General features: G+C 35.8%; 26 protein-coding genes and 1 riboswitch. Of the genes, 12 read left to right on the forward strand and 14 right to left on the reverse strand.

All coding sequences use genetic code 11. From position 1 onward, the window contains the following. Window positions 1-102: 102 nt before the first annotated feature. The 5 genes from KI369_RS00200 to spoIIM form a co-directional block, all read right to left on the reverse strand. On the reverse strand, window positions 103-846 hold the full coding sequence (locus KI369_RS00200; RefSeq protein WP_212954686.1) for a FixH family protein: 744 nt from the start codon (window positions 844-846) through the stop codon (window positions 103-105). A gap of 145 nt (window positions 847-991) precedes the next feature. After that, complete coding sequence (gene xerD, locus KI369_RS00205) at window positions 992-1,882, reverse strand: site-specific tyrosine recombinase XerD (RefSeq protein WP_144612794.1); 891 nt, start codon at window positions 1,880-1,882, stop codon at window positions 992-994. A gap of 6 nt (window positions 1,883-1,888) precedes the next feature. Further along, entirely contained in the window at window positions 1,889-2,119 is a 231-nt protein-coding gene (locus KI369_RS00210; RefSeq protein ID WP_001250432.1) for a YqzK family protein, read from the reverse strand. Window positions 2,120-2,222: 103 nt separating this feature from the next. Beyond that, window positions 2,223-2,678, reverse strand: a complete 456-nt coding sequence (gene fur, locus KI369_RS00215) for a ferric iron uptake transcriptional regulator (RefSeq protein ID WP_000392657.1) — start codon at window positions 2,676-2,678, stop codon at window positions 2,223-2,225. Window positions 2,679-2,784: 106 nt separating this feature from the next. Further along, window positions 2,785-3,402: a stage II sporulation protein M gene (gene spoIIM, locus KI369_RS00220; protein WP_226544967.1), complete on the reverse strand. Its 618-nt coding sequence runs from the start codon at window positions 3,400-3,402 to the stop codon at window positions 2,785-2,787. Between the two features lie 154 nt (window positions 3,403-3,556). Between spoIIM and KI369_RS00225 the strand changes: the two genes are divergently transcribed. Then, entirely contained in the window at window positions 3,557-4,108 is a 552-nt protein-coding gene (locus KI369_RS00225) for a GNAT family N-acetyltransferase (protein WP_212954687.1), read from the forward strand. A 24-nt stretch (window positions 4,109-4,132) separates the two neighbouring features. On the opposite strand, the gene KI369_RS00230 is transcribed toward KI369_RS00225, so the two are convergent. Continuing rightward, on the reverse strand, window positions 4,133-4,672 hold the full coding sequence (locus tag KI369_RS00230) for an NUDIX domain-containing protein (protein WP_144612790.1): 540 nt from the start codon (window positions 4,670-4,672) through the stop codon (window positions 4,133-4,135). Between the two features lie 74 nt (window positions 4,673-4,746). Between KI369_RS00230 and mciZ the strand changes: the two genes are divergently transcribed. Next, the gene (gene mciZ, locus KI369_RS00235) at window positions 4,747-4,875 is read left to right on the forward strand and encodes a Z-ring formation inhibitor MciZ (RefSeq protein WP_212954688.1); all 129 of its coding nucleotides are present in this window, start codon (window positions 4,747-4,749) and stop codon (window positions 4,873-4,875) included. 53 nt (window positions 4,876-4,928) lie between these two features. Beyond that, complete coding sequence (lolS, locus tag KI369_RS00240; RefSeq protein WP_212954689.1) at window positions 4,929-5,843, forward strand: aldo/keto reductase; 915 nt, start codon at window positions 4,929-4,931, stop codon at window positions 5,841-5,843. Window positions 5,844-5,871: 28 nt separating this feature from the next. Here the strand turns inward: lolS and KI369_RS00245 are convergent, their stop codons facing one another. The 3 genes from KI369_RS00245 to KI369_RS00255 all read right to left on the reverse strand — a co-directional run bounded on the left by KI369_RS00245 (window position 5,872) and on the right by KI369_RS00255 (window position 7,684). Beyond that, entirely contained in the window at window positions 5,872-6,699 is an 828-nt protein-coding gene (locus KI369_RS00245) for an aldo/keto reductase (RefSeq protein ID WP_212954690.1), read from the reverse strand. 128 nt (window positions 6,700-6,827) lie between these two features. Then, window positions 6,828-7,352: a GrpB family protein gene (locus KI369_RS00250; RefSeq protein ID WP_212954691.1), complete on the reverse strand. Its 525-nt coding sequence runs from the start codon at window positions 7,350-7,352 to the stop codon at window positions 6,828-6,830. Between the two features lie 68 nt (window positions 7,353-7,420). Then, a complete protein-coding gene (locus KI369_RS00255) occupies window positions 7,421-7,684 on the reverse strand; it encodes a YqkE family protein (protein ID WP_144612782.1) in 264 nt (87 codons plus the stop codon). Window positions 7,685-7,886: 202 nt separating this feature from the next. Between KI369_RS00255 and KI369_RS00260 the strand changes: the two genes are divergently transcribed. Next, on the forward strand, window positions 7,887-9,476 hold the full coding sequence (locus KI369_RS00260) for a bifunctional metallophosphatase/5'-nucleotidase (RefSeq protein WP_212954692.1): 1,590 nt from the start codon (window positions 7,887-7,889) through the stop codon (window positions 9,474-9,476). A 122-nt stretch (window positions 9,477-9,598) separates the two neighbouring features. Here KI369_RS00260 and KI369_RS00265 read toward each other — a convergent pair whose 3' ends face one another. Continuing rightward, a complete protein-coding gene (locus tag KI369_RS00265) occupies window positions 9,599-10,075 on the reverse strand; it encodes a ribbon-helix-helix domain-containing protein (RefSeq protein WP_212954693.1) in 477 nt (158 codons plus the stop codon). A gap of 121 nt (window positions 10,076-10,196) precedes the next feature. Between KI369_RS00265 and KI369_RS00270 the strand changes: the two genes are divergently transcribed. Both KI369_RS00270 and KI369_RS00275 read left to right on the forward strand, forming a co-directional pair. Further along, window positions 10,197-11,195 (forward strand): alpha/beta fold hydrolase, encoded by a 999-nt coding sequence (locus KI369_RS00270; protein ID WP_212954694.1) that lies wholly within the window; start codon window positions 10,197-10,199, stop codon window positions 11,193-11,195. Window positions 11,196-11,326: 131 nt separating this feature from the next. Beyond that, window positions 11,327-12,646 carry a Na+/H+ antiporter family protein gene (locus KI369_RS00275; protein ID WP_212954695.1) on the forward strand — a complete coding sequence of 440 codons (1,320 nt, stop codon included), beginning with the start codon at window positions 11,327-11,329 and terminating at the stop codon, window positions 12,644-12,646. Between the two features lie 23 nt (window positions 12,647-12,669). On the opposite strand, the gene KI369_RS00280 is transcribed toward KI369_RS00275, so the two are convergent. Both KI369_RS00280 and KI369_RS00285 read right to left on the reverse strand, forming a co-directional pair. Further along, window positions 12,670-13,533, reverse strand: a complete 864-nt coding sequence (locus KI369_RS00280) for a LacI family DNA-binding transcriptional regulator (protein WP_212954696.1) — start codon at window positions 13,531-13,533, stop codon at window positions 12,670-12,672. Between the two features lie 102 nt (window positions 13,534-13,635). After that, complete coding sequence (locus tag KI369_RS00285) at window positions 13,636-14,115, reverse strand: GNAT family N-acetyltransferase (RefSeq protein WP_212954697.1); 480 nt, start codon at window positions 14,113-14,115, stop codon at window positions 13,636-13,638. Between the two features lie 81 nt (window positions 14,116-14,196). Between KI369_RS00285 and KI369_RS00290 the strand changes: the two genes are divergently transcribed. Next, window positions 14,197-15,120 (forward strand): alpha/beta hydrolase, encoded by a 924-nt coding sequence (locus KI369_RS00290; RefSeq protein ID WP_212954698.1) that lies wholly within the window; start codon window positions 14,197-14,199, stop codon window positions 15,118-15,120. Between the two features lie 10 nt (window positions 15,121-15,130). Here KI369_RS00290 and KI369_RS00295 read toward each other — a convergent pair whose 3' ends face one another. Continuing rightward, window positions 15,131-15,376, reverse strand: a complete 246-nt coding sequence (locus KI369_RS00295) for a DUF2552 family protein (RefSeq protein WP_000360810.1) — start codon at window positions 15,374-15,376, stop codon at window positions 15,131-15,133. A 139-nt stretch (window positions 15,377-15,515) separates the two neighbouring features. On the opposite strand from KI369_RS00295, the gene KI369_RS00300 reads away from it, so the two are divergent. The 5 genes from KI369_RS00300 (at window position 15,516) to ribH (ending at window position 19,792) form a co-directional block, all read left to right on the forward strand. Beyond that, window positions 15,516-15,722: a CDGSH iron-sulfur domain-containing protein gene (locus tag KI369_RS00300; RefSeq protein ID WP_001151582.1), complete on the forward strand. Its 207-nt coding sequence runs from the start codon at window positions 15,516-15,518 to the stop codon at window positions 15,720-15,722. Between the two features lie 190 nt (window positions 15,723-15,912). After that, a riboswitch (FMN riboswitch) is annotated at window positions 15,913-16,056 on the forward strand. Between the two features lie 311 nt (window positions 16,057-16,367). Further along, on the forward strand, window positions 16,368-17,480 hold the full coding sequence (ribD, locus tag KI369_RS00305; RefSeq protein WP_212954699.1) for a bifunctional diaminohydroxyphosphoribosylaminopyrimidine deaminase/5-amino-6-(5-phosphoribosylamino)uracil reductase RibD: 1,113 nt from the start codon (window positions 16,368-16,370) through the stop codon (window positions 17,478-17,480). Continuing rightward, entirely contained in the window at window positions 17,462-18,106 is a 645-nt protein-coding gene (ribE, locus tag KI369_RS00310; protein ID WP_212954700.1) for a riboflavin synthase, read from the forward strand. Before ribD ends, ribE begins: the two co-directional genes overlap by 19 nt. A 12-nt stretch (window positions 18,107-18,118) precedes the next feature. Continuing rightward, a complete protein-coding gene (ribBA, locus tag KI369_RS00315; RefSeq protein WP_212954701.1) occupies window positions 18,119-19,312 on the forward strand; it encodes a bifunctional 3,4-dihydroxy-2-butanone-4-phosphate synthase/GTP cyclohydrolase II in 1,194 nt (397 codons plus the stop codon). An 18-nt stretch (window positions 19,313-19,330) separates the two neighbouring features. Then, window positions 19,331-19,792 (forward strand): 6,7-dimethyl-8-ribityllumazine synthase, encoded by a 462-nt coding sequence (gene ribH, locus KI369_RS00320; protein ID WP_000230900.1) that lies wholly within the window; start codon window positions 19,331-19,333, stop codon window positions 19,790-19,792. A 22-nt stretch (window positions 19,793-19,814) separates the two neighbouring features. Here the strand turns inward: ribH and KI369_RS00325 are convergent, their stop codons facing one another. Next, window positions 19,815-20,135: a hypothetical protein gene (locus tag KI369_RS00325; RefSeq protein ID WP_000549787.1), complete on the reverse strand. Its 321-nt coding sequence runs from the start codon at window positions 20,133-20,135 to the stop codon at window positions 19,815-19,817. Window positions 20,136-20,188 lie beyond the last annotated feature (53 nt).

The following is a 20,188-nucleotide window of genomic DNA, read 5'->3' on the forward strand; positions in this document are numbered from 1 at the left end:
GTGCTAATGATTTTGTGATGTATTTATTCATATAAAATGAACTTTTAATCTCTCCACAAATAATGAGATTAAAAATAAAAAGTAGCTCTAAAGAGCTACTTTTTATTTTACTTCTACCGTTTCTTCTTTATGTTCATGCAGTTCACCTTTTTTAACATGAACTTTCACTTTGTAAGAACCGTTTTCTTTGAAAGTATGTTTCGTTTCATACTCTCCTTTATTTCCTTCTTTCGCTGGAATAAATTCGTGCTTTTCAACACCATCTTTCCAAATCTCAAGTTGGACTTCAGCACCAGTTAATGCTTCTTCTTTTTGTTTTAAATGAACTTTCATTGTTGATTCAGCATTTGCTTTTATGTCACCAGCCATAAGATGGATCATTGTATCGCTTTTATGATCACCATGTCCTGCACTGTGATCACTATTTTCTTTTTTCGCATCTTCTACTTTCGCATTCCCTACAGCCACTTTTACTTCTGGCATAACATGCATTTCACGTGCATTTGTGTGAGCGATAATATGGTATACTCCATCCATCTCGAACGTTTTTTCGACAGCATAAACACCTTTTCCTTTATGCTTACCATCTAACATCTCGTGCTTTTCGTCGCCAGCTTTCCAAATTTCAAACTTTACATCATCAGCATCCGTTACTTTTTCTTTTCCTTGTGTAACAAGTGCTTGTACTTCTGTTTTTTCACCAGGTTTAATTTCTTTCGGATTTGTTTGAACTGCTACTTTTACAGCTTCCAGTTTCTGTTCTTTTTTCGGTTCTTCTTTGTTTGTATTACAGCCAGCCAATGCTAGCATCGCGATAAATAAAGTCATAATAAGTTTTTTCATCATCATTTCCTCCTTCATACCTTATTTAGTATAGAGGAAATACATTGTAATATTCTAGTCTTCTGCTGAAAACAATGTACGAAATGTTTGTGAAGTTTCTGTGAAATACTATAGCCTTTTGAATCTATGAAAAAAAAGAGCATAGTAACTATGCTCTTGGATGAAACTGTTTATATACATCTTTTAATCTAGCTTTTGAAACATGTGTATAAATTTGCGTCGTTGAAATATCTGCATGTCCAAGCATTTCTTGCACCGCACGCAAGTCTGCTCCATTTTCTAATAAATGCGTAGCAAAAGAATGGCGCAACGTATGAGGTGTAAGCTCTTTTTCAATATTTGCTTCTTTCGCTAATCGTTTTAAAATTTTCCAAAAACCTTGTCTTGATAATCGATTCCCATGATGGTTTAAAAAGAGTGCATCTACTACTTTTTTACCCATCAATTCTCTTCTTCCCTTTTCAATATACTTTTGAATCGCTTCCGTCGCTAAACTTCCTAGTGGAATAATTCTTTCTTTATTCCCTTTCCCTATGCAACGAACAAATCCCATTGTTAAATGTATATCTTCTAAGTTTAAGGCAATTAATTCTGAAACACGAAGCCCTGTCGCATACAATAACTCTAGCATCGCTTTATCACGAACTCCAAAAGCACTCGTCATTTTCGGCGTCTGAAGTAACGCCTCTACTTCATCGATTGATAATACTTTCGGTAATTTCCGTTCTCCTTGCGGCGTTTCAATATGTACGGATGGATCGTGCTCTACCGCTCGTTCACGAAGTAAAAACTGGTGAAACGAACGAATCGATGCAATATGACGTGCTAATGTTTTCGAAGATTTTCCGTTTTCTTTTAAGTGCTGCAGAAAATTAACAATGTGTAAGCGTGTCACTTCATGAAAACTTTTCGCTTGTTCTACATTTTGCAAATACTTTACATAACTTTTCAAATCACGTTCATAAGATACTACTGTATTTTTCGCTAGCCCTTTTTCGACAACCATATAATGAATAAAATCTTTTAATTGATCTTCCAATCTACACTACTCCCCATTTTCATAGAAAAACATCATTCTATTTACGAAAGCATCCTTTGCCGGCTCTTCATTCCCTGATACTTTTTCTACAGTCTCTTCTTTTGGCTTTTCATAACGATGATAGCTTTCATATTCTTCATTTATCCATAGTATAGCGAAATAAAACAAAATCGTACAACTTGTAAATAATAAAAATACTTTTATTCCATCAAAAGTTAATTTTAAAGCTCGGCGCATTATAAATTCCTCCAAAATATAAGTTATTACAACATATGCCAAGCTTTCACCAAATTATACCTTATTCAAATAAAAAACCTCTTCCTAGATAAATAGGAAAAGGTTATTTTTCATCCGTTTCATTTTCTTGACAATTTTTACAAATCCCATGGAATGTTAAACGATGATCTTTCACCTTAAAGCTCCAGTCACGTTCTACTTTCCTTTCCACTTCACCAAGTAAATCTTCTTGTATTTCTTGTACAGCACCACATTGTGTACAAATCAAATGATGGTGGAAACGCTGCGCACCTTCTTGGCGTAAGTCATAGCGTGAAACACCGTCTCCGAAGTTAATCTTATCGACAACTTTTAACTCAGATAATAGTTCTAAAGTTCGATAGACGGTTGCTAATCCGATCTCTGGCGACTTTTCTTTTACAAGGAGGTAAACATCTTCTGCGCTTAAATGATCTTCTTCATTTTCTAGCAGCACACGAACTGTTGCTTCACGTTGCGGTGTTAATTTGTAGCTCGCTGCATGTAATTGCTTCTTAATTCGTTCAATTCTTTCTTCCATTCGGTACTACTCCCTCCTCGCCACTCTTACACCATTATATCAGAAGAAGGGCTTCTGTCAAAAGAAAAACAATAAAAACAAATTGATAATTATTCTCATAAAATATTTATTGTTTATTAATAGCCTCAACGACTTCTTTCATTAAAACTGGTGATGCATAAGCTTCTACACTAGAAGCAAGAGCTAACACCGCTCCAATTACAAGAAAGAAGCATGTATAGCGAATTAATAACGGTAATAGCGGCTCGGTTATTTTCCGAATAAATTGATGCCTAATCATGCGTAAGGAAAAGCTTGCCGCAATTGTTGTCATCACGAGAAATACTGGAATAATAATGAGGTTTTGTGGTAATACAGAAACAAATGCTAATAATAATCCATTCCATCCATGCTGACTGACTAAAAAACCTACTGTAAATCCGACAACTACTCCTTTTACAAACAATAAAATAAAAATAAGTGGCAATCCAATAATTGAAATCCCCAAAATCCAAATAAATCCAATGTATTTTAATTGCGAAAAGTAACTTTCTCGAAACATTTCGCTTGCAATAGCAAATTCTCCTTTAGAAACTTGTCCAAAAAAACGTTGTAAATAAAATGATAAATCTTGTTTTTGATTTAATTGTAGACTATTTACAAGAATGGCCCCAAATATTACTCCCATCAATAATAAAACAGCGTTAAATATATATAATGAAGAGTTTTCCTGTATGTGAGACATTACACGGTTTTGCCAAGTTTTTCTCCACATTTTTCTTCCCTCCGTTCACACTCTTACTAAAAATGTATGAAAGAAAGAAAAAAGTATGACGAATTAACATTGAAATTCCGCTCTACTTTGCTAAACTAAAAGTAGAGAATAGGAGGGATTTCTCTTGAAACCATTATTATTAGATTTTCCAACATTATTTCAAACTGAACGCTTACAAGTTCGTAAGCCATTTCCAGGTGATGGTGCAGAAGTGTATGAAGCAATCCAAGCTTCTCTAGAAGACTTAGTACCGTGGATGCCAATTAACGCTGAAACAGAAGAAAGTGCTGAAGAAATCGTTCGTAACGCTCACGGACAGTTTTTACTTCGTGAAACACTTGATTTTCACTTATACGATAAAGTATCGGGTACATTCATCGGAGCTATAACGCTCAAACCTGAAAACTGGGATATTCCAAAGTTTTCACTTCACTTCTGGCTGCATAGCGCTTATACAAAACAAGGCTATATGACTGAAGCTATTAAAGGGGCCATTCAATTTGCCTTTGATAAGCTAAGTGCTAGAAGAGTTGAAATTCGTATTGATGCAACAAATACAAATGCATGTAACCTAGCAGAACGTTTAGAATTTATTCTAGAGGGTACAATGGAAAATGATTTCATAGCACCAGATGGTAGCTTACGTGATGCACGCGTATACGCAAAAATCAATTAAAAAACACTCGCCTTTGGCGAGTGTTTATTTTTGTAGTTGTAAATATTGTACTGCAAACATCGTCTTCGCATCATGAATACGAAGATCTTTCATAAGAGTCATCGCTTCTTCTAACGATACTTCCATCAATTCCACAAACTCATCTTCATCTAACTCAGCTTTATTTTCTTTTTTCGTCAAACCTGTCGCTTTATATACATATAAAATTTCATCTGCAAATCCTGGAGATGTATAGAAAGAAGTAATAAGCTCCATATTTTCACATACATATCCTGTTTCCTCTTCTAATTCACGAACTGCTGTCACCTCTGGTTTTTCACCTGGTTCTAACTTGCCGGCCGGAATTTCTATAATCGCCTTTTCAAGCGCTTTACGATACTGTTCAACAAGCACAATTTTCCCCTCATCAGTAATAGCAATAATAGCAACTGCACCAGGGTGATTTACAATTTCACGTTTACTCATTGCTCCATTTGGTAATACTACATCATCAACACGAACTTTTATAACTCTACCATCAAAAATTGGTTCAGTTTTTACTGTTCTCTCTGCAAGATTACTCATACTACTTCATCTCCCTGTTCTATTTCCTATTCTTTCCTCATACATTTTACCACATTGAAAGGAGCGTGATAGAAATGAAAGTTTATATTTTACCAAATCGCGTCACTTTAGTCGGAAAAGCATGGCAAATTCGTCATAAGCTAAAACAATATAGCAAAGAGTATACAACTGTACAGGAGTGGATTACAGCAAATAAAAAGTAAACGTTTGTCAACCTCTTTTTCCTTTCGTACAATAAAGGTAAGGAGGTTGACCTATGAAAAAACGTCAATTAGGAAACTCAGATTTGTTTGTTACAGAAATGGGACTTGGCTGTATGTCTCTCGGTACATCTGAAACAGAAGCTATGCGTATTATCGATGAAGCAATCGATTTAGGAATCAATTTTTTTGATACAGCGGATTTATATGATTACGGATTAAACGAAGAATTTGTTGGAAAAGCCTTAAAAGGGAAACGAGATCAAATTGTTCTTACAACGAAGGTTGGAAATCGATGGACAGAAGAAAAAAACGGCTGGTCTTGGGATCCTTCTAAAGATTACATAAAGGCTGAAGTGAAAGAAAGTTTACGTAGACTTCAAACTGATTATATTGATCTTTATCAACTTCACGGCGGGACGATTGAAGATCCAATAGATGAAACAATTGAAGCCTTTGAAGAATTAAAAAAAGAAGGTATCATTCGCCATTACGGTATTTCTTCTATACGTCCAAATGTCATCCGTGAGTATGCAAAACGTTCAAATATCGTTAGTGTACTAATGGAATATAACCTTTTAAATCGTCGACCTGAAGAATGGTTCCCACTTCTAAATGAACATCAAATTAGCATTATTGCTCGTGGACCACTTGCAAAAGGAATTTTAACTGACAATAATGCAAGAAAGATAGAAAGAGTAAAAGAAAAGGATTACCTTTCTTATTCTTACGATGAATTATATGCGACACTCGCAAGTGTAAAAGAAATAATCGGGGAAAGCTCTTTAACAGGAACAGCTATTCAATATTGCTTACATAACGAAGCTATTGCAGCAGTTATACCTGGTGCAAGCTCTATCCAACAATTGCAAGAAAATGTACAGTCTAGTAAACAAACACAGTTAACAACAGCAGAATATATACAACTTCAGCAAATTGCTAAATGTGATACTTACGCTTTACATCGTTAAAAAACGCTACCATACTGGTAGCGTTTTTTTATAGCGTATCATATTTATCAGGATTCGTTCCTACATGTAAATTACGATTTAGCGTATTAATTTGAGTCATCTCTTCTTCTGTTAGTGAAAAATCAAAGATAGTAAAATTCTCCTTAATACGAGATGGTGTAACAGATTTAGGAATTGTCACTACCCCGCTTTGAATATCCCATCTTAATATAACTTGCGCAGGTGTTTTTTCATATTTAATAGCAATGGCCTGAATAATCGGGTGCTGAAATACTTCCCCACCTCTCATTAACGGGCTCCATGCTTCCATTTGAATTTGCTCACCTTGACAGTAATTACGCAATTCAAATTGTGTTAACATCGGATGAAGTTCCACTTGGTTTACCATAGGCTTCACTTTACAATTTGGTAATAACAGTTCTAAATGATGTTTATGAAAATTAGAAACACCAATTGCACGCACTTTACCTTCTTCATACAGTTTTTCTAACGCTCGGTACGTATCGACATACTTTCCTCTTATTGGCCAATGTATTAAATATAAATCTACATAGTCCATTTGTAGTTTCTTTAAGCTTTTTTCAAACGCCTCAAGTGTTTCCTCGTATCCTTGATCGTCGTTCCAAACTTTTGTTGTAATAAATATGTCTTCTCTTGGAATCCCTGATTCACGAACCGCTTCTCCGACACCGCTTTCATTTTCATATACAGTTGCTGTATCAATCGAACGGTATCCAACTTCTAACGCTGTTTTTACTGCTTGTTTTACTTCGTCGCCTTCTTTCGCTTTATAAACGCCTAGACCAATCATCGGCATTTTTACGCCATTATGAAGTGTAGTTGTTGGAATGTGCACAGTCGTCTCCCTTTCATTCTTACATTTTTTATAAACCACCACTTTATTTGAACAAGATTCAACCAAAAAGTCAAAACATATGTACAGTTTACATAATAATTTTATACACCTTCAAAAATAATGCGAACTCATTCATTTACGTTGTTTTCTAACCATTTCTTCGCTTTTTTATCAACATTTCTCACAAACTCATTTTTTCCTTCCGTATATAACGTTCCATCATCTGTATACTTTTCGGCTAATTCTTTCTTTAAAGTTGCATATGCCTCTGCTTCTTCACAATGAGCCATCATATAATCACGAAACGCTAAATGCCTCACTATTTCAGGATTTCCTTTTTCAAAAACGTGTAAGTGATACGAGCGTTTTTCCTCAGTTCCATGAATAAAATAACGACGTCTTGAAATACCATTTTCCCCTTTTACGATATAACCAAGCTCTTCAAAACATTCATTCCAATGATCTACTCTGTCGATACTCTCTACTTCCATAATCATATCTATAATTGGTTTAGCTGCCAGCCCTGGCACTGACGTACTTCCAATATGATGGACTTTCACCATTTCTGGCATCGCCGATTTTAATCGCTCGGCCTCCATTTGAAACTTTTCGTTCCAATGATTTTCATGCGGAACGACTACAATTTTTCTCATGTAAACTCCCCTTCTCTTACAAGCTCGTCAAAAAAATGATCAGCGGTATACACTGATCATTTTTTATATTATTTAAAGTCTTTCCAAGTAAGGCTACTTTCACTTAACAGTTCTTCAAATGATTTATTCTTTTCACGTTCTTTTTGTTCTTGGCGCTTTCTTTCCAGTTCAGCTGCCTCTTTTTCTTCTTCTCTCACTTGCAATTCTTTCTTCTTATTCTTTAATTGCTGCATAAGTGAATCATTTAATTGATCACCTAATGTAAGCGACTCTTTCTCTGGTTTATTCACTTGCGATTGTCTTTGCATTTGTCTTTGTTTCTTTTTCTTCATGCTACTCACCTTTTACTTTTTTCTCCATTATAGTAGATACACAATGAAATCGACAACAAAAAAGGGGCGTTACTCTATTATTCACCTTTTGTAAATATGTTAATTTTTCGAAAAAACTAAATTTTTATACAGATATAATCCTATGAATCTATTAAAATTATGTCGTATGATGTCAGATTATAAAAAAAAGGAGAATTAAATTATGTGGAAAAAAATTATTCCTGCTGTTGCCGTTTTAAGCACCATTACTTTTTCAAGCGTATTTGCCGCTCCCCCATCTCAGACTCCAGCTGAACAAAACCGCTACATAGACGTACAAATGCTTGGTATTAATGATTTTCATGGACAGCTAGATACTGTTAAAAAAATTAATAATAAAGAAGCTGGTGGCGCTGATTACTTAGCTACTTATTTAAAAGATCGGAAAAAACAAAACCCGAATACACTTCTCGTACATGCTGGTGATATTGTAGGTGCTAGCCCACCAGTTTCAGCATTATTACAAGATGAACCGACAATTGAATTTTTAAATGACTTAAAGTTTGATGTTGGTACAATCGGAAACCATGAATTTGATGAAGGTATCGATGAAATGAAACGCCTCATTTACGGTGGATATCACGAGAAAACTGGCAATTTCAAAGGTGCTAACTTCCCTTATGTCGCTGCTAACTTCTATAACAAATCAACTGGCCGTTTATTTTTACCGCCATTTACTGTAAAAATGGTAAATGGTGTGCCTGTAGGATTCATTGGCGTTGTTACAACTGATACACCAAATGTCGTGATGCCTACTATGCTTAAAAATGTAGAAATCACTGACGAAGTAGAAGCAATTAATAAATCAGCGCAACAATTAAAGCGTCTTGGCGTTAAATCCATTGTCGTCCTTGCTCATGTTGGTGGAACAACAGATGAGTCTGGTGTGACAAATGGAGACCTTACTCGAATTGCAAATGAAACAGATCCGGAAGTTGATGTTATTTTTGGTGGGCATAGTCACACGTATGTAAATGGTACTGTAAATAATAAACTAATCGTCCAAGCGAATTCTTACGGAACAGCTTTCTCAGACGTAGATGTAACAATTGATCGTAAAACAAAAGATATTGTAAAGAAAAAAGCTGAAGTTGTTACAACATACCATGAAGGTGTAGAACCTGATAAACAAGTAAAGAAAAAATTAGATCAATATAAAGAAAAAATCGCACCACTTGTAAATGAAGTTGTCGGAAAATCTACAGCACCTATCGATCGTAAACAAAATGATGCTGGTGAGTCCACTCTTGGAAATTTAGTTGCCGATGCTCAGCGCCAAACGATGCAAGCTCAAATCGCACTTATGAATCCTGGTGGCATTCGTAATGACTTAGATGCTGGCGATATTACATGGGGCGAATTATATGGCATTCAGCCTTTTGGAAACCAATTGATTAAAATAGATTTAACAGGTCAAGATATTCGGGACATTTTAAATCAACAATGGCAAAAAGGAACGACGAGAATGCTTCAAATTTCAGGTATTCAATATACGTGGGATACGAATAAACCAAACGGTGAAAAAGTTGCAAATATACGTTTAACAAACGGAGAAGAATTATCTCCATCTAAAACGTATAGCGTAGTTGCAAATGCCTTCTTAGCTTCTGGCGGTGATGGATTCGTATCATTTAAAAATGGTAAAAATGCAGAAACTGGTCCAAACGACTTTGAAGCGCTAGTCGATTACGTAAAACAATTAAAAGAACCAATTCAGCCAATTATTGATGGAAGAATTCAAAAGGTAAATTAAGTATTTCTCTAATATGCGATCTAGATTTTTATTATAAAGGATACGTACTTATACTTAATTCACAATATTAGTACAACCTAAAAAGGATACTCGTTCTTACAACGAACATAGTATCCTTTTCTTTAGTTATCAAAATGTGACGTGTTATTAAAATCATATTGTTGTAAAAATTGTTGTAACGCCTCTTCTACAAGTTTAGATTTTTGAATTCCTTTCGATTCTGATATAACGTCTAGTTTTGCTAATATTTCTTTATTAATAGAAAAGGTACGTTTCTTTTTTTCTGTACTTATACTCATAATGGGCGCAATTACTTCTTCTCTCTTTCTTAATAACTCATAAATACTTTGTAATTGCTCATAAATTAATAATTGATAATCTGTTGTCGCATATTGAAGGGCTGTCGCTTCTTGGAGTTGTAAGTGACGTGGTTCTTCTCCATCTCCTACAAAAATACGTTTCTTTTGTTCTCCATCATATTCGTACCCAATCAATCTTAGTTTCTTCGATAATGTATACGGGCTTATTTCAAGACGTTTTGCTATAATAGCGATGGATTCACGTCTATTTAAACAATCTATAATTTCTCCAATCGTCACAATTTCCCTCCTCCCGTGTTGAAATGACACTAGTATGGTATGTTACAATGATTTTCTAACAGTATATGCAAAACGAATAGCCTGTGCGATTCATACGATTTCAGAAAAGGAGGTTTTCAATATGCTTTTTCGTAGCTATACCCCACAGTTTTATAATGAAAATAAACAAATCATTCCTAATAGTATCGCTACGATGGAAAGCGTTATGATTCATAATCGAAAACAAACTCTCCTTATGCGCGGGCAAAACGTAGAGCAACCTATTTTATTATGCTGTCACGGCGGACCGGGCATGGCACAAATTGGATTTATTCGTCATTTTCAAAAAGAATTGGAGAAACATTTCATCGTAATTAATTGGGATCAGCGCGGGGCAGGTAAATCTTTTTCAATGAAAGATTTCGGAGCAAATTTTACAATCCAACAATTCGTGTCCGATGCAAAAGAAGTGATTCAATATGTACTTAAAAAGTTCAATAAACAGAAACTATTTCTCGCTGGTCATTCTTGGGGAAGCATTATTGGGCTAAACATAGCACATCAATATCCACAATATATCGAGGCTTACATCGGTATTGGGCAGATTGTACATATGAAACAAAACGAAGAATTGCTATATCAGCATTTAATTCGTTCTGCCAAAAAACATGATCATAAAAAAGCGTTAGCGTCTCTTTTAAAATTAGGAAAACCACCATTTTTAGATACGAGACGTCTCATTATTCAAAGAAAGTGGCTTGGCACATTCGGAGGAGCAATCCAAAACGGATCTTCCTTTTCTTTCATACGAAAAGGCTTCTTTTCTCCCGAATATACGCTATTTGATTGGTTCAAGTTTCTCGCAGGAAATTTAAAATCTGGCGTTTTATGGGAAGAAATGCTAACAATCGATTTCTTTTCTTCTATTTCAAGTTTATCTATTCCGGTTTATTTTTGTTCTGGTCGCTATGATTATCAAACTCCTTATGCACTCGTTCAGGAATATTGTGATGTGATAGTGGCGCCCATAAAAAAGATGATTTGGTTCCCAAATTCAGCACATTCTCCCGATTTAGAAGAACCAGAATTATTCGCTCAATCTTTACAATCAATTAAACAAGAGCTAACTTTTCAGCATTAGTAATAAAAGGCTCTTTTACATTTCATAGAAAACAATTTATAATAATATGTCGAAACTATGTATAAATATAGCAAGGTGCTTCATATTTACTTGCCTTAACACAATAAAATTTTGGGGAGATTACATTTATTATGAATGCTGTACTCGTCGCAGTAGCAGTTATGCTATTGCTTAGTTTGTTACGTGTCCAGGTCATTGTCGCCATCATTGTTGGAGCTTTAACAGGTGGAATTATCGGCGGACTCGGTATTTCAGAAACTATTAACACTTTTACAACTGGTCTTGGAAACAGTGCTCCAATCGCTTTAAGTTATGCAATGCTTGGGGGTTTCGCTATTTCTCTTTCCAAAACAGGACTTCCAGATGCCATGATTCAAACTGCATTAAAATGGATTGGCAATGAACAAGACACGAAAAAACAAGTTTATTCTAAAATACTTATTTTATTCATCATTTTAACGATGGCTTGTTTCTCACAAAATGTGATTCCTGTTCATATCGCTTTCATCCCCATCTTAATTCCAGCACTTTTAAAAATATTAAATGAGCTGAAAGTGGATCGCAGACTTGTTACATGTATTATTACATTCGGATTGATTACTCCTTATATGTGGATTCCAGCAGGGTTCGGAAAAATTTATCATGACGTATTGCAAACAAATGCTGCGCAAAGCGGTCTTACATTTGATGTCGCACTTATTCCAAAAGCAATGACTATTCCAGCAATCGGTATGATTATTGGATTATGTGTAGCAGTATTCATTACGTACCGGAAACCTCGTACGTATGAAACAGAACAAGTTCATACAACCACAAATGAAATCGTTCCCTATACAAAACGTAGCATTACTTTCGGATTATTATCTATCATAGCTACATTAACTGTTCAATTAGCCACAGAATCAATGATTTTCGGTGCTTTAGCAGGGATTATCGTCTTATCAGTAAGTGGCAGTCTACCTCTTAAAGAAGCAGATGCAATATTAACAAGCGGAATGCGCATGATGTCCTTTATTGGTTTTGTTATGATCGCAGCCGCTGGATTTGGCGCTGTCCTTCGAAAAACAGGACATGTTGAATCTCTTGTACAAACGAGTGCACATATAATTGGAAATAATAAACCGCTCGCTGCATTTCTTATGCTTGTGATTGGACTTCTCGTGACGATGGGAATTGGTTCATCCTTTTCAACCATCCCTATTTTAACAACAATTTTTGTCCCTCTTTGCATGCAGCTTGGATTTAGTCCAATGGCTACCATTGCAATTATCGGTACAGCCGGAGCGCTAGGCGATGCAGGATCTCCAGCATCAGATAGTACACTTGGACCAACATCTGGTTTAAATGCTGATGGTCAACACCATCATATATGGGATACATGTGTACCAACTTTTCTGCATTATAATATACCGTTACTTATATTCGGCTTTATTGCCGCTATTACATTATAAAAGGTGCGTTTTATACGCACCTTTTACTTTTTTATTCTCCGTTTTAATTGTTTCAACGCTATCTTCCCATTTTCTTCGACACAACTTTCAATTTGCAGGAATGACGGACCTACCCACTCACTATCTATACTCCCGTTCAGCCCAATAATTTTCAATTTATCCGGTATAGATATATTTAAATTTTTCGCTGCTCGAATTAACTCAAAGGTAATCTTATCACTTGAAGTTACAATTCCATCTATATACGGATAAGTTTGCAATAATGTAATAAACTGTTTATTCGTATACCCTTGTACACATACTTCTCGATAAGAGATTCCTTCCTCCCAAACTGCGTCTAAAAATCCGGATATACGCTCTTCCATTTCTTCACTATCTTCTCCCTCATCGAAATAAGCAAGAAAGTGACAGCCTTTTTCTTTTAATAAAGAAACCGCTCTTTGTCCACTTTCATAATAATTTGCATCGGATTTTTTTTCATCAATCACAACAAACGGAAGTGGCATTTCTCCTATACTTTTAAAAACGGATCTTGTCAAAATAACACCTGCAACGTTATTTTGTTTCAACATATGTATATATCTATCTTTATTCTCTATATTACAAACAATGGTTTGATATCCTTCTTTATATGCTATTTCCTCAATACAATGTAGCAAAGTGATGTTTGATGGTTCATATAAATTATCTACAAGTAATGCAATTATCGTTGAATTCTCTTTAAATAATGGCTTTGCTGTACTATTTGGCCTATAATGTAATTCCTCAATTGCTTCCTTTACTTGTTTTACTGTGTCCTCATGAACGTATCCTTTTTCATTAATAACTCGTGAAACGGTTGCGACTGAAACACCTGCCAATTTTGCAACATCACGTATAGTTGCCACATCGTCACCCCTTAATATGGTAATAGATTACAATTTTACGGTAACCTAAATTACAATATTCGTCAAGGTTAATAACTTATATTTCTGAAAATTGTTACATCATTACACTAAACTATATTCTAATTGAATCTCATGTAAAATCGGGATATTATCATACCCAATACGCGGAATTTCTTTCTTTATTTTTCGTGCCTCTTCCACCGCATTCACATATAAATTTGTCATCAAAAAATTACGTTTTTGGTAAAAACGTAACGCATTCATATTATCATTCGTTGTAATGAGCCAAACGCGACCGCACTGCTCTTCTTCTGCCATTTTTAATACACAATCTACAAGTTTTGTCCCTATTCCTTTTCTTTCTTCAAAGCTATCTAACGATACAATTTCGCACGTATTTCCGATCACTTCATACGTTATAATTCCGATTATTCTGTCATCCGAGAGCGCAACAAATCCGGGCAACTCTTCTAATTGATGCCCCTTCCCACGTGAAACCATCAATGAACTCCCCCAGTTCTCACACATGAACATTCGGATTGTTTCTTTCATCGATGGCGTAATTTTTTGTATATACACCATTTCCTATTTCTCCCCTTTTCTATCATTGTGATACAATGTAAGTGTATCACATGTAACGGTATTTGGAGGATGAGGTAAAGTATGAAACGTTTTTTTGCAGCATTGTTTACTATACTAGGTGCAATAACTGCCCTTGGGATTTTCTTTACAAATAAAGTGATGTACTTAAAGAAAAAAACAGAGGAAGAAGTACTCGAAAGAGAAACGAAAAAACATTTTCGCATAGAAGATTTTGATGCTCTTCATAAAGAAGAAATTCATATTCCTTCGCAATTCGGATATGATCTTCATGGATATTACATTCCTGCTGGCCATTCCAACAAATTTATGGTTTTCTGTCACGGTGTAACTGTAAATAAAATGAACTCTGTAAAATATGCAAGGTTATTTTTAAACAGAGGGTATAATGTCGTTATTTACGATCATCGTCGTCATGGTAAAACTGGCGGAAAAACAACAAGCTATGGATACTATGAAAAACATGATTTAAAATCCGTAGTTGACTGGCTAAAAAGTCGTTTTGGAACAAATATAACACTCGGTATTCATGGTGAATCTATGGGAGCTGCAACACTTCTTCAATACGCAGGACTTGTAGAGGATGGTGCTGATTTCTATATTGCAGATTGTCCTTTTTCTGATTTTTACGGGCAATTACAACATCGTTTAAAGGTTGAATTCCATTTACCTAAATGGCCTTTATTACCTTTAGCAAATGCTTTTTTAAAAGTGCGTGACGGTTATACGATTCGTGAAGTTTCACCAATTGATTGTATAAAAAACATTAACAATCCCGTCCTCTTTATTCATAGTAAAGATGATGATTATATTTTAGCTGATATGACGAAAGCACTATATGAAGCAAAAGAAAACAATAAACAACTTTATATTGCAGAACACGGTGCACACGCTTGCTCTTATAACGAAAATAAAGAAGAGTATGAAGAAGCCGTTGATCAATTTTTAAACTCATATGTGAAAGAAACAAAAAACAGGCTTGCATAAGCCTGTTTTTTTATTGCGCTAAAACGTCTGTAACTTGTTCCATATTTTCAGAAATCCATTGCATTGCATCATCTAACGTTGGAAATTCTGTCGTTTGAAATGTTACCTCATCTTGAAGTAACCAAACATCCTTTGACTCTTGTCCTACACCTGCAATGGACCAATGTAACAAACTATATGGATGATTATCATTCAAAAATGATGCCCACGTGCGCTCATTTGCAATATTTCGTAATGTACGTAATTGTTTATCCATCTTTCGTCACCTTACTCTAGTCAGTTATAAAAAACATTATAACACTCTCTTCTCTCCCAAAGAAAGTGCTCTTTTAATATTGTCAAGTACTTCTCTTAATTATATGATGAAATTAAGCGTTTGGGAAGGAGGGATAGCGTTGGCTAAAGTACAAATTAAAGTAAATGATAATGGCTCTTTTCGCGTTACAGGGGACGTGGAATTAGTTGATTCACAAGGGAATGTATTCCCAGCAAAACCGGCATTTTCTTTATGCCGTTGTGGTTTATCAAAAAATATGCCTTATTGCGACGCTTCGCATAAAGGTAAATTCGAATCTGTTGTTAGAGCACCAGAAGCAGAATAATTCCACATGTGACATGCACATTTTTTTTGTGCATGTTTTTCTTTTTTACAACTCCGCTATACCCCTTCTCCTTACAACATTTCTCATACTTTTGTCTCCATGCCAGGCCACCCATATTTTCACACAATTCTTCACATTCGAATACTTTTTGCTAGCCTTTTATTTTTTTTGTGCTATAATTTGAGCAAACAACATCCTTCGGGGTCGGGTGAAATTCCCAACCGGCGGTGATGAAGTGCAAACTTCTAAGTCCGTGACCCGTTTTCAACTCGAAAACGGTGGATCTAGTGAAACTCTAGGGCCGACAGTATAGTCTGGATGGGAGAAGGATATGTTTTCTAGTAATTTTATATAGCGAATACACTTTTATTTCAGTATGCATATTTTTATAGATTCAATTCAAATCTATATATATGTTTTATTTTGTATACTTTTCTTTCTATGCTGAAATAAAAAGATACGACTAGCGTTTGAAAAATTTGATATTTTTGCTAGGTTTCTTCCTTATGCCAAAATATCAATCATCGTTAGGTTTCTTTCCTATACTTTCGTATTCGAACTATATTTCTAGAAATCACGTCTCCCAAACCCCAAGGATATTAAAATCCTTGGGGTTTTTTGATTTTTTTAGGAGAGGTGAAGAAAATGACAGATCAAGAATATATGAGGATTGCCCTGCAATTAGCAGAAGGAACATCTGGGCAAACAAGTCCAAATCCTATGGTTGGTGCTGTTGTTGTAAAAGACGGAAACATCGTCGGTATGGGGGCTCATTTACGTGCTGGTGAAGAACACGCAGAAGTTTATGCTCTTCACATGGCTGGTGACAAAGCAAAAGGAGCCACCGTGTATGTAACACTTGAACCGTGTAGCCATTTTGGAAAAACACCACCTTGCTGTGATTTGCTCATAAAAAAAGGAGTCACACGGGTTGTAATTGCTACTCTTGATTGCAATCCGCTCGTTTCAGGTAATGGAAAAAAAAGATTAGAGAAAGCTGGAATCGAAGTAACTACCGGTGTTCTTGAAACAGAAGCAATTTTATTAAATCGCTACTTTTTTCACTACATGAAAACGAAACGTCCATTTGTAACAATAAAGACCGCGATGAGCTTAGATGGAAAAACAGCAACCGTAACCGGTGAAAGTAAATGGATTACAGGTGAAGATGCACGCGCTGATGTTCATCAATATCGCCATACACACGATGCAATTCTCGTTGGAGTGAATACAGTTATAGCTGATAATCCGCATTTAACAACAAGAATTCCTAACGGGGGGCAAAATCCTATACGCGTTATTTTAGATACTCATTTAAAAACGCCACCATCTTCTCATGTCATAACAGATGGTTTAGCATCGACATGGATTATAGTTGGTACGGATGTAAATCAAGAGAAAATAGCTTCTTATGAATCTAAAAATATAGCTATATTCCAAATGAAAACGAAGCAGATTGAAATACAGGATGTTTTACACTTACTCGGCGAAAAACAAATTCTTTCTCTTTTCGTCGAAGGGGGGCAAACAGTTCATGCAAGCTTCTTACAAACAAAGTATTTCAATGAAATTATAACTTATATAAGTCCAAAATTAATTGGTGGAAGTAAGGCCCCTACTTTATTTGGCGGAAATGGTTTTTCAACATTACAAGATGCGCTTTCCTTGGAAATTCAAGAGATGAAACAAATTGGTGATGATATAAAAATCGTTGCGAATGCCCGAAGTGAGGTGACGGAATGTTTACAGGAATTGTAGAAGAATTAGGGACAATAACAAATATGCAACAAAGCGGAGAAGCAATGAAGTTAACGATACATGCCAATAAAATTTTATCAGATGTTCACTTAGGCGATAGCATCGCGGTTAACGGTATTTGCTTAACTGTAACGAGTTTTACAACAACTTCATTCACAGTGGATGTAATGCCCGAAACGATGAAATCGACATCACTTCGCCTACTCAAATCACACTCTAAAGTAAATTTAGAGCGAGCAATGGCTGCAAATGGACGATTCGGTGGACATTTCGTTTCAGGACATATTGATGGCATCGGGACGATATTAAACAAAAAACAACACTATAATGCCGTCTATTACAAAATAGCTATTTCTGATGAACTGCTGCGCTATTGTTTGCATAAAGGATCCGTTGCTGTTGATGGAACGAGTTTAACAATATTTGATATAGACGAATCTTCCATTACAATCTCACTCATCCCGCACACAGTAAGTGAATCTGTTATCGGAGAAAAAAATGCTGGTGACATCGTAAATATTGAGTGTGACATGATTGGCAAATATATCGAACGATTTATTTCTAAACCGGTAAAACGAACAGGTTCAATGACCGAAAGCTTTTTACAAGAAAACGGATTTCTATAAGGGGGAAGCATTATGTTTCATCGTATTGAAGAAGCTCTAGAAGATTTAAAACAAGGAAAAGTCGTTATCGTATGCGATGATGAAAACCGTGAAAATGAAGGCGACTTTATCGCTTTAGCAGAGTATATTACGCCAGAAACGATTAACTTTATGATTACACATGGGCGCGGCCTCGTTTGTGTACCGGTTACGGAAGAGTACGCAGAACGTCTACAATTAGAACCAATGGTAGCTCATAATACGGATTCGCATCATACTGCATTTACAGTGAGTATTGATCATGTTTCTACAACAACAGGGATTAGTGCTCACGAACGGGCAACTACGATACAAGAATTGTTAAACCCTGCATCAAAAGGTACTGATTTCAATCGACCTGGACATATCTTTCCATTAATAGCGAAAGAAGGAGGTGTCCTGCGTCGTGCTGGTCATACAGAAGCTGCTGTCGATTTAGCACAGCTGTGCGGGGCAGAACCAGCTGGCGTCATTTGCGAAATTATTAATGAGGACGGTACGATGGCACGTGTACCTGATTTAATACAGTGCGCAAAACAATTTGATATAAAAATGATTACAATAGAAGATTTAATTGCTTATCGCCGCCACCATGAAACATTAGTGACGCGAGAAGTGGAAATTACATTACCTACAGATTTCGGTACTTTCCATGCAATTGGCTATTCTAATTCATTAGACTCGAAAGAGCATATCGCACTCGTAAAAGGTGATATTTCAACAGGAGAACCTGTACTTGTACGCGTTCATTCAGAGTGCTTAACAGGAGATGTATTTGGCTCGTGCCGCTGTGATTGCGGACCACAACTCCATGCTGCACTTGCTCAAATTGAGCGTGAAGGAAAAGGCGTTCTTCTTTATATGAGACAAGAAGGACGAGGCATTGGCCTTCTTAATAAGCTTCGCGCTTATAAGTTACAAGAAGAAGGCTTCGATACTGTAGAAGCAAACGAAAAACTTGGGTTCCCAGCTGATTTGCGTGATTACGGTATCGGCGCTCAAATATTAAAAGATTTAGGTTTACAACATTTACGATTATTAACGAATAATCCAAGAAAAATTGCTGGCTTACAAGGTTACGATTTAGAAGTAATCGAGCGTGTTCCATTGCAAATGCCAACAAAAGAAGAGAATAAAACGTATTTACAAACGAAAGTAAACAAATTAGGACATTTACTAAACTTATAATAAAGGGAGAGATTCATTATGGTATTCGAAGGTCATTTAGTTGGTACAGGATTAAAAGTTGGAGTTGTTGTTGGGCGTTTTAATGAATTTATTACAAGTAAGTTACTCGGCGGAGCTTTAGACGGATTAAAGCGTCACGGTGTAGAAGAAACTGATATCGATGTTGCTTGGGTTCCTGGCGCATTCGAAATTCCTTTAATCGCTAAAAAGATGGCGAATAGCGGGAAGTATGATGCTGTTATTACGTTAGGCACTGTAATTCGCGGTGCTACAACACATTACGATTACGTTTGTAATGAAGTGGCAAAAGGAGTTGCATCTTTATCACTACAAACAGACATCCCAGTTATTTTCGGTGTATTAACGACTGAAACGATTGAGCAAGCAATTGAACGCGCAGGCACGAAAGCTGGTAATAAAGGCTATGAATCCGCCGTTGCTGCGATTGAAATGGCTCACTTATCAAAACAATGGGCATAAAAAAGAGGCTACGGCCTCTTTTTTATTTTTTTACTTTTTTCCGTACATCTTTTATTAATTCATCCATTGTTTTTCCTTCTGTTTGTATACGAAGCGTTTGTGCTGTTCTCCATACATTCTCTCTTTTCTTTGCTTCTTCTATAATAGTAATTTCTTTTCGTACTTCCTTTAAATCTTTCCCTTCTGTTTTCAATCCAAAATGTTCAGCTTTCGTTCGAAAATGTTGTTCAATTCGTTGTTGCATCTCTTTTTGTTCAGGATTTTCGGCAGCCTTAACTGGATCAGTACTTATTGCTTTTAATAAAATTAGACAAGTCATAATCGCTAATATATATTTGTGCATGTAAAATCCTCCAACCCAATATAAATTACATATTTACTATGTACAATTGGGGC

Source organism: Bacillus sanguinis, assembly GCF_018332475.1.
Classification (GTDB): Bacteria; Bacillota; Bacilli; order Bacillales; family Bacillaceae_G; genus Bacillus_A; species Bacillus_A sanguinis.

What these genes read in the sequence shown, in the direction of transcription:
- KI369_RS00200 (WP_212954686.1), bottom strand. Translation starts at nt 846, where the DNA reads ATGATGAAAAAACTTATTATGACTTTATTTATCGCGATGCTAGCATTG.
- KI369_RS00210 (WP_001250432.1), bottom strand. Translation starts at nt 2,119, where the DNA reads ATGCGCCGAGCTTTAAAATTAACTTTTGATGGAATAAAAGTATTTTTA.
- fur (WP_000392657.1), bottom strand. Translation starts at nt 2,678, where the DNA reads ATGGAAGAAAGAATTGAACGAATTAAGAAGCAATTACATGCAGCGAGC.
- spoIIM (WP_226544967.1), bottom strand. Translation starts at nt 3,402, where the DNA reads ATGTCTCACATACAGGAAAACTCTTCATTATATATATTTAACGCTGTT.
- KI369_RS00230 (WP_144612790.1), bottom strand. Translation starts at nt 4,672, where the DNA reads ATGAGTAATCTTGCAGAGAGAACAGTAAAAACTGAACCAATTTTTGAT.
- mciZ (WP_212954688.1), top strand. Translation starts at nt 4,747, where the DNA reads ATGAAAGTTTATATTTTACCAAATCGCGTCACTTTAGTCGGAAAAGCA.
- lolS (WP_212954689.1), top strand. Translation starts at nt 4,929, where the DNA reads ATGAAAAAACGTCAATTAGGAAACTCAGATTTGTTTGTTACAGAAATG.
- KI369_RS00250 (WP_212954691.1), bottom strand. Translation starts at nt 7,352, where the DNA reads ATGAGAAAAATTGTAGTCGTTCCGCATGAAAATCATTGGAACGAAAAG.
- KI369_RS00255 (WP_144612782.1), bottom strand. Translation starts at nt 7,684, where the DNA reads ATGAAGAAAAAGAAACAAAGACAAATGCAAAGACAATCGCAAGTGAAT.
- KI369_RS00260 (WP_212954692.1), top strand. Translation starts at nt 7,887, where the DNA reads ATGTGGAAAAAAATTATTCCTGCTGTTGCCGTTTTAAGCACCATTACT.
- KI369_RS00270 (WP_212954694.1), top strand. Translation starts at nt 10,197, where the DNA reads ATGCTTTTTCGTAGCTATACCCCACAGTTTTATAATGAAAATAAACAA.
- KI369_RS00275 (WP_212954695.1), top strand. Translation starts at nt 11,327, where the DNA reads ATGAATGCTGTACTCGTCGCAGTAGCAGTTATGCTATTGCTTAGTTTG.
- KI369_RS00285 (WP_212954697.1), bottom strand. Translation starts at nt 14,115, where the DNA reads ATGGTGTATATACAAAAAATTACGCCATCGATGAAAGAAACAATCCGA.
- KI369_RS00290 (WP_212954698.1), top strand. Translation starts at nt 14,197, where the DNA reads ATGAAACGTTTTTTTGCAGCATTGTTTACTATACTAGGTGCAATAACT.
- KI369_RS00295 (WP_000360810.1), bottom strand. Translation starts at nt 15,376, where the DNA reads ATGGATAAACAATTACGTACATTACGAAATATTGCAAATGAGCGCACG.
- ribD (WP_212954699.1), top strand. Translation starts at nt 16,368, where the DNA reads ATGACAGATCAAGAATATATGAGGATTGCCCTGCAATTAGCAGAAGGA.
- ribE (WP_212954700.1), top strand. Translation starts at nt 17,462, where the DNA reads ATGTTTACAGGAATTGTAGAAGAATTAGGGACAATAACAAATATGCAA.
- ribBA (WP_212954701.1), top strand. Translation starts at nt 18,119, where the DNA reads ATGTTTCATCGTATTGAAGAAGCTCTAGAAGATTTAAAACAAGGAAAA.
- ribH (WP_000230900.1), top strand. Translation starts at nt 19,331, where the DNA reads ATGGTATTCGAAGGTCATTTAGTTGGTACAGGATTAAAAGTTGGAGTT.
- KI369_RS00325 (WP_000549787.1), bottom strand. Translation starts at nt 20,135, where the DNA reads ATGCACAAATATATATTAGCGATTATGACTTGTCTAATTTTATTAAAA.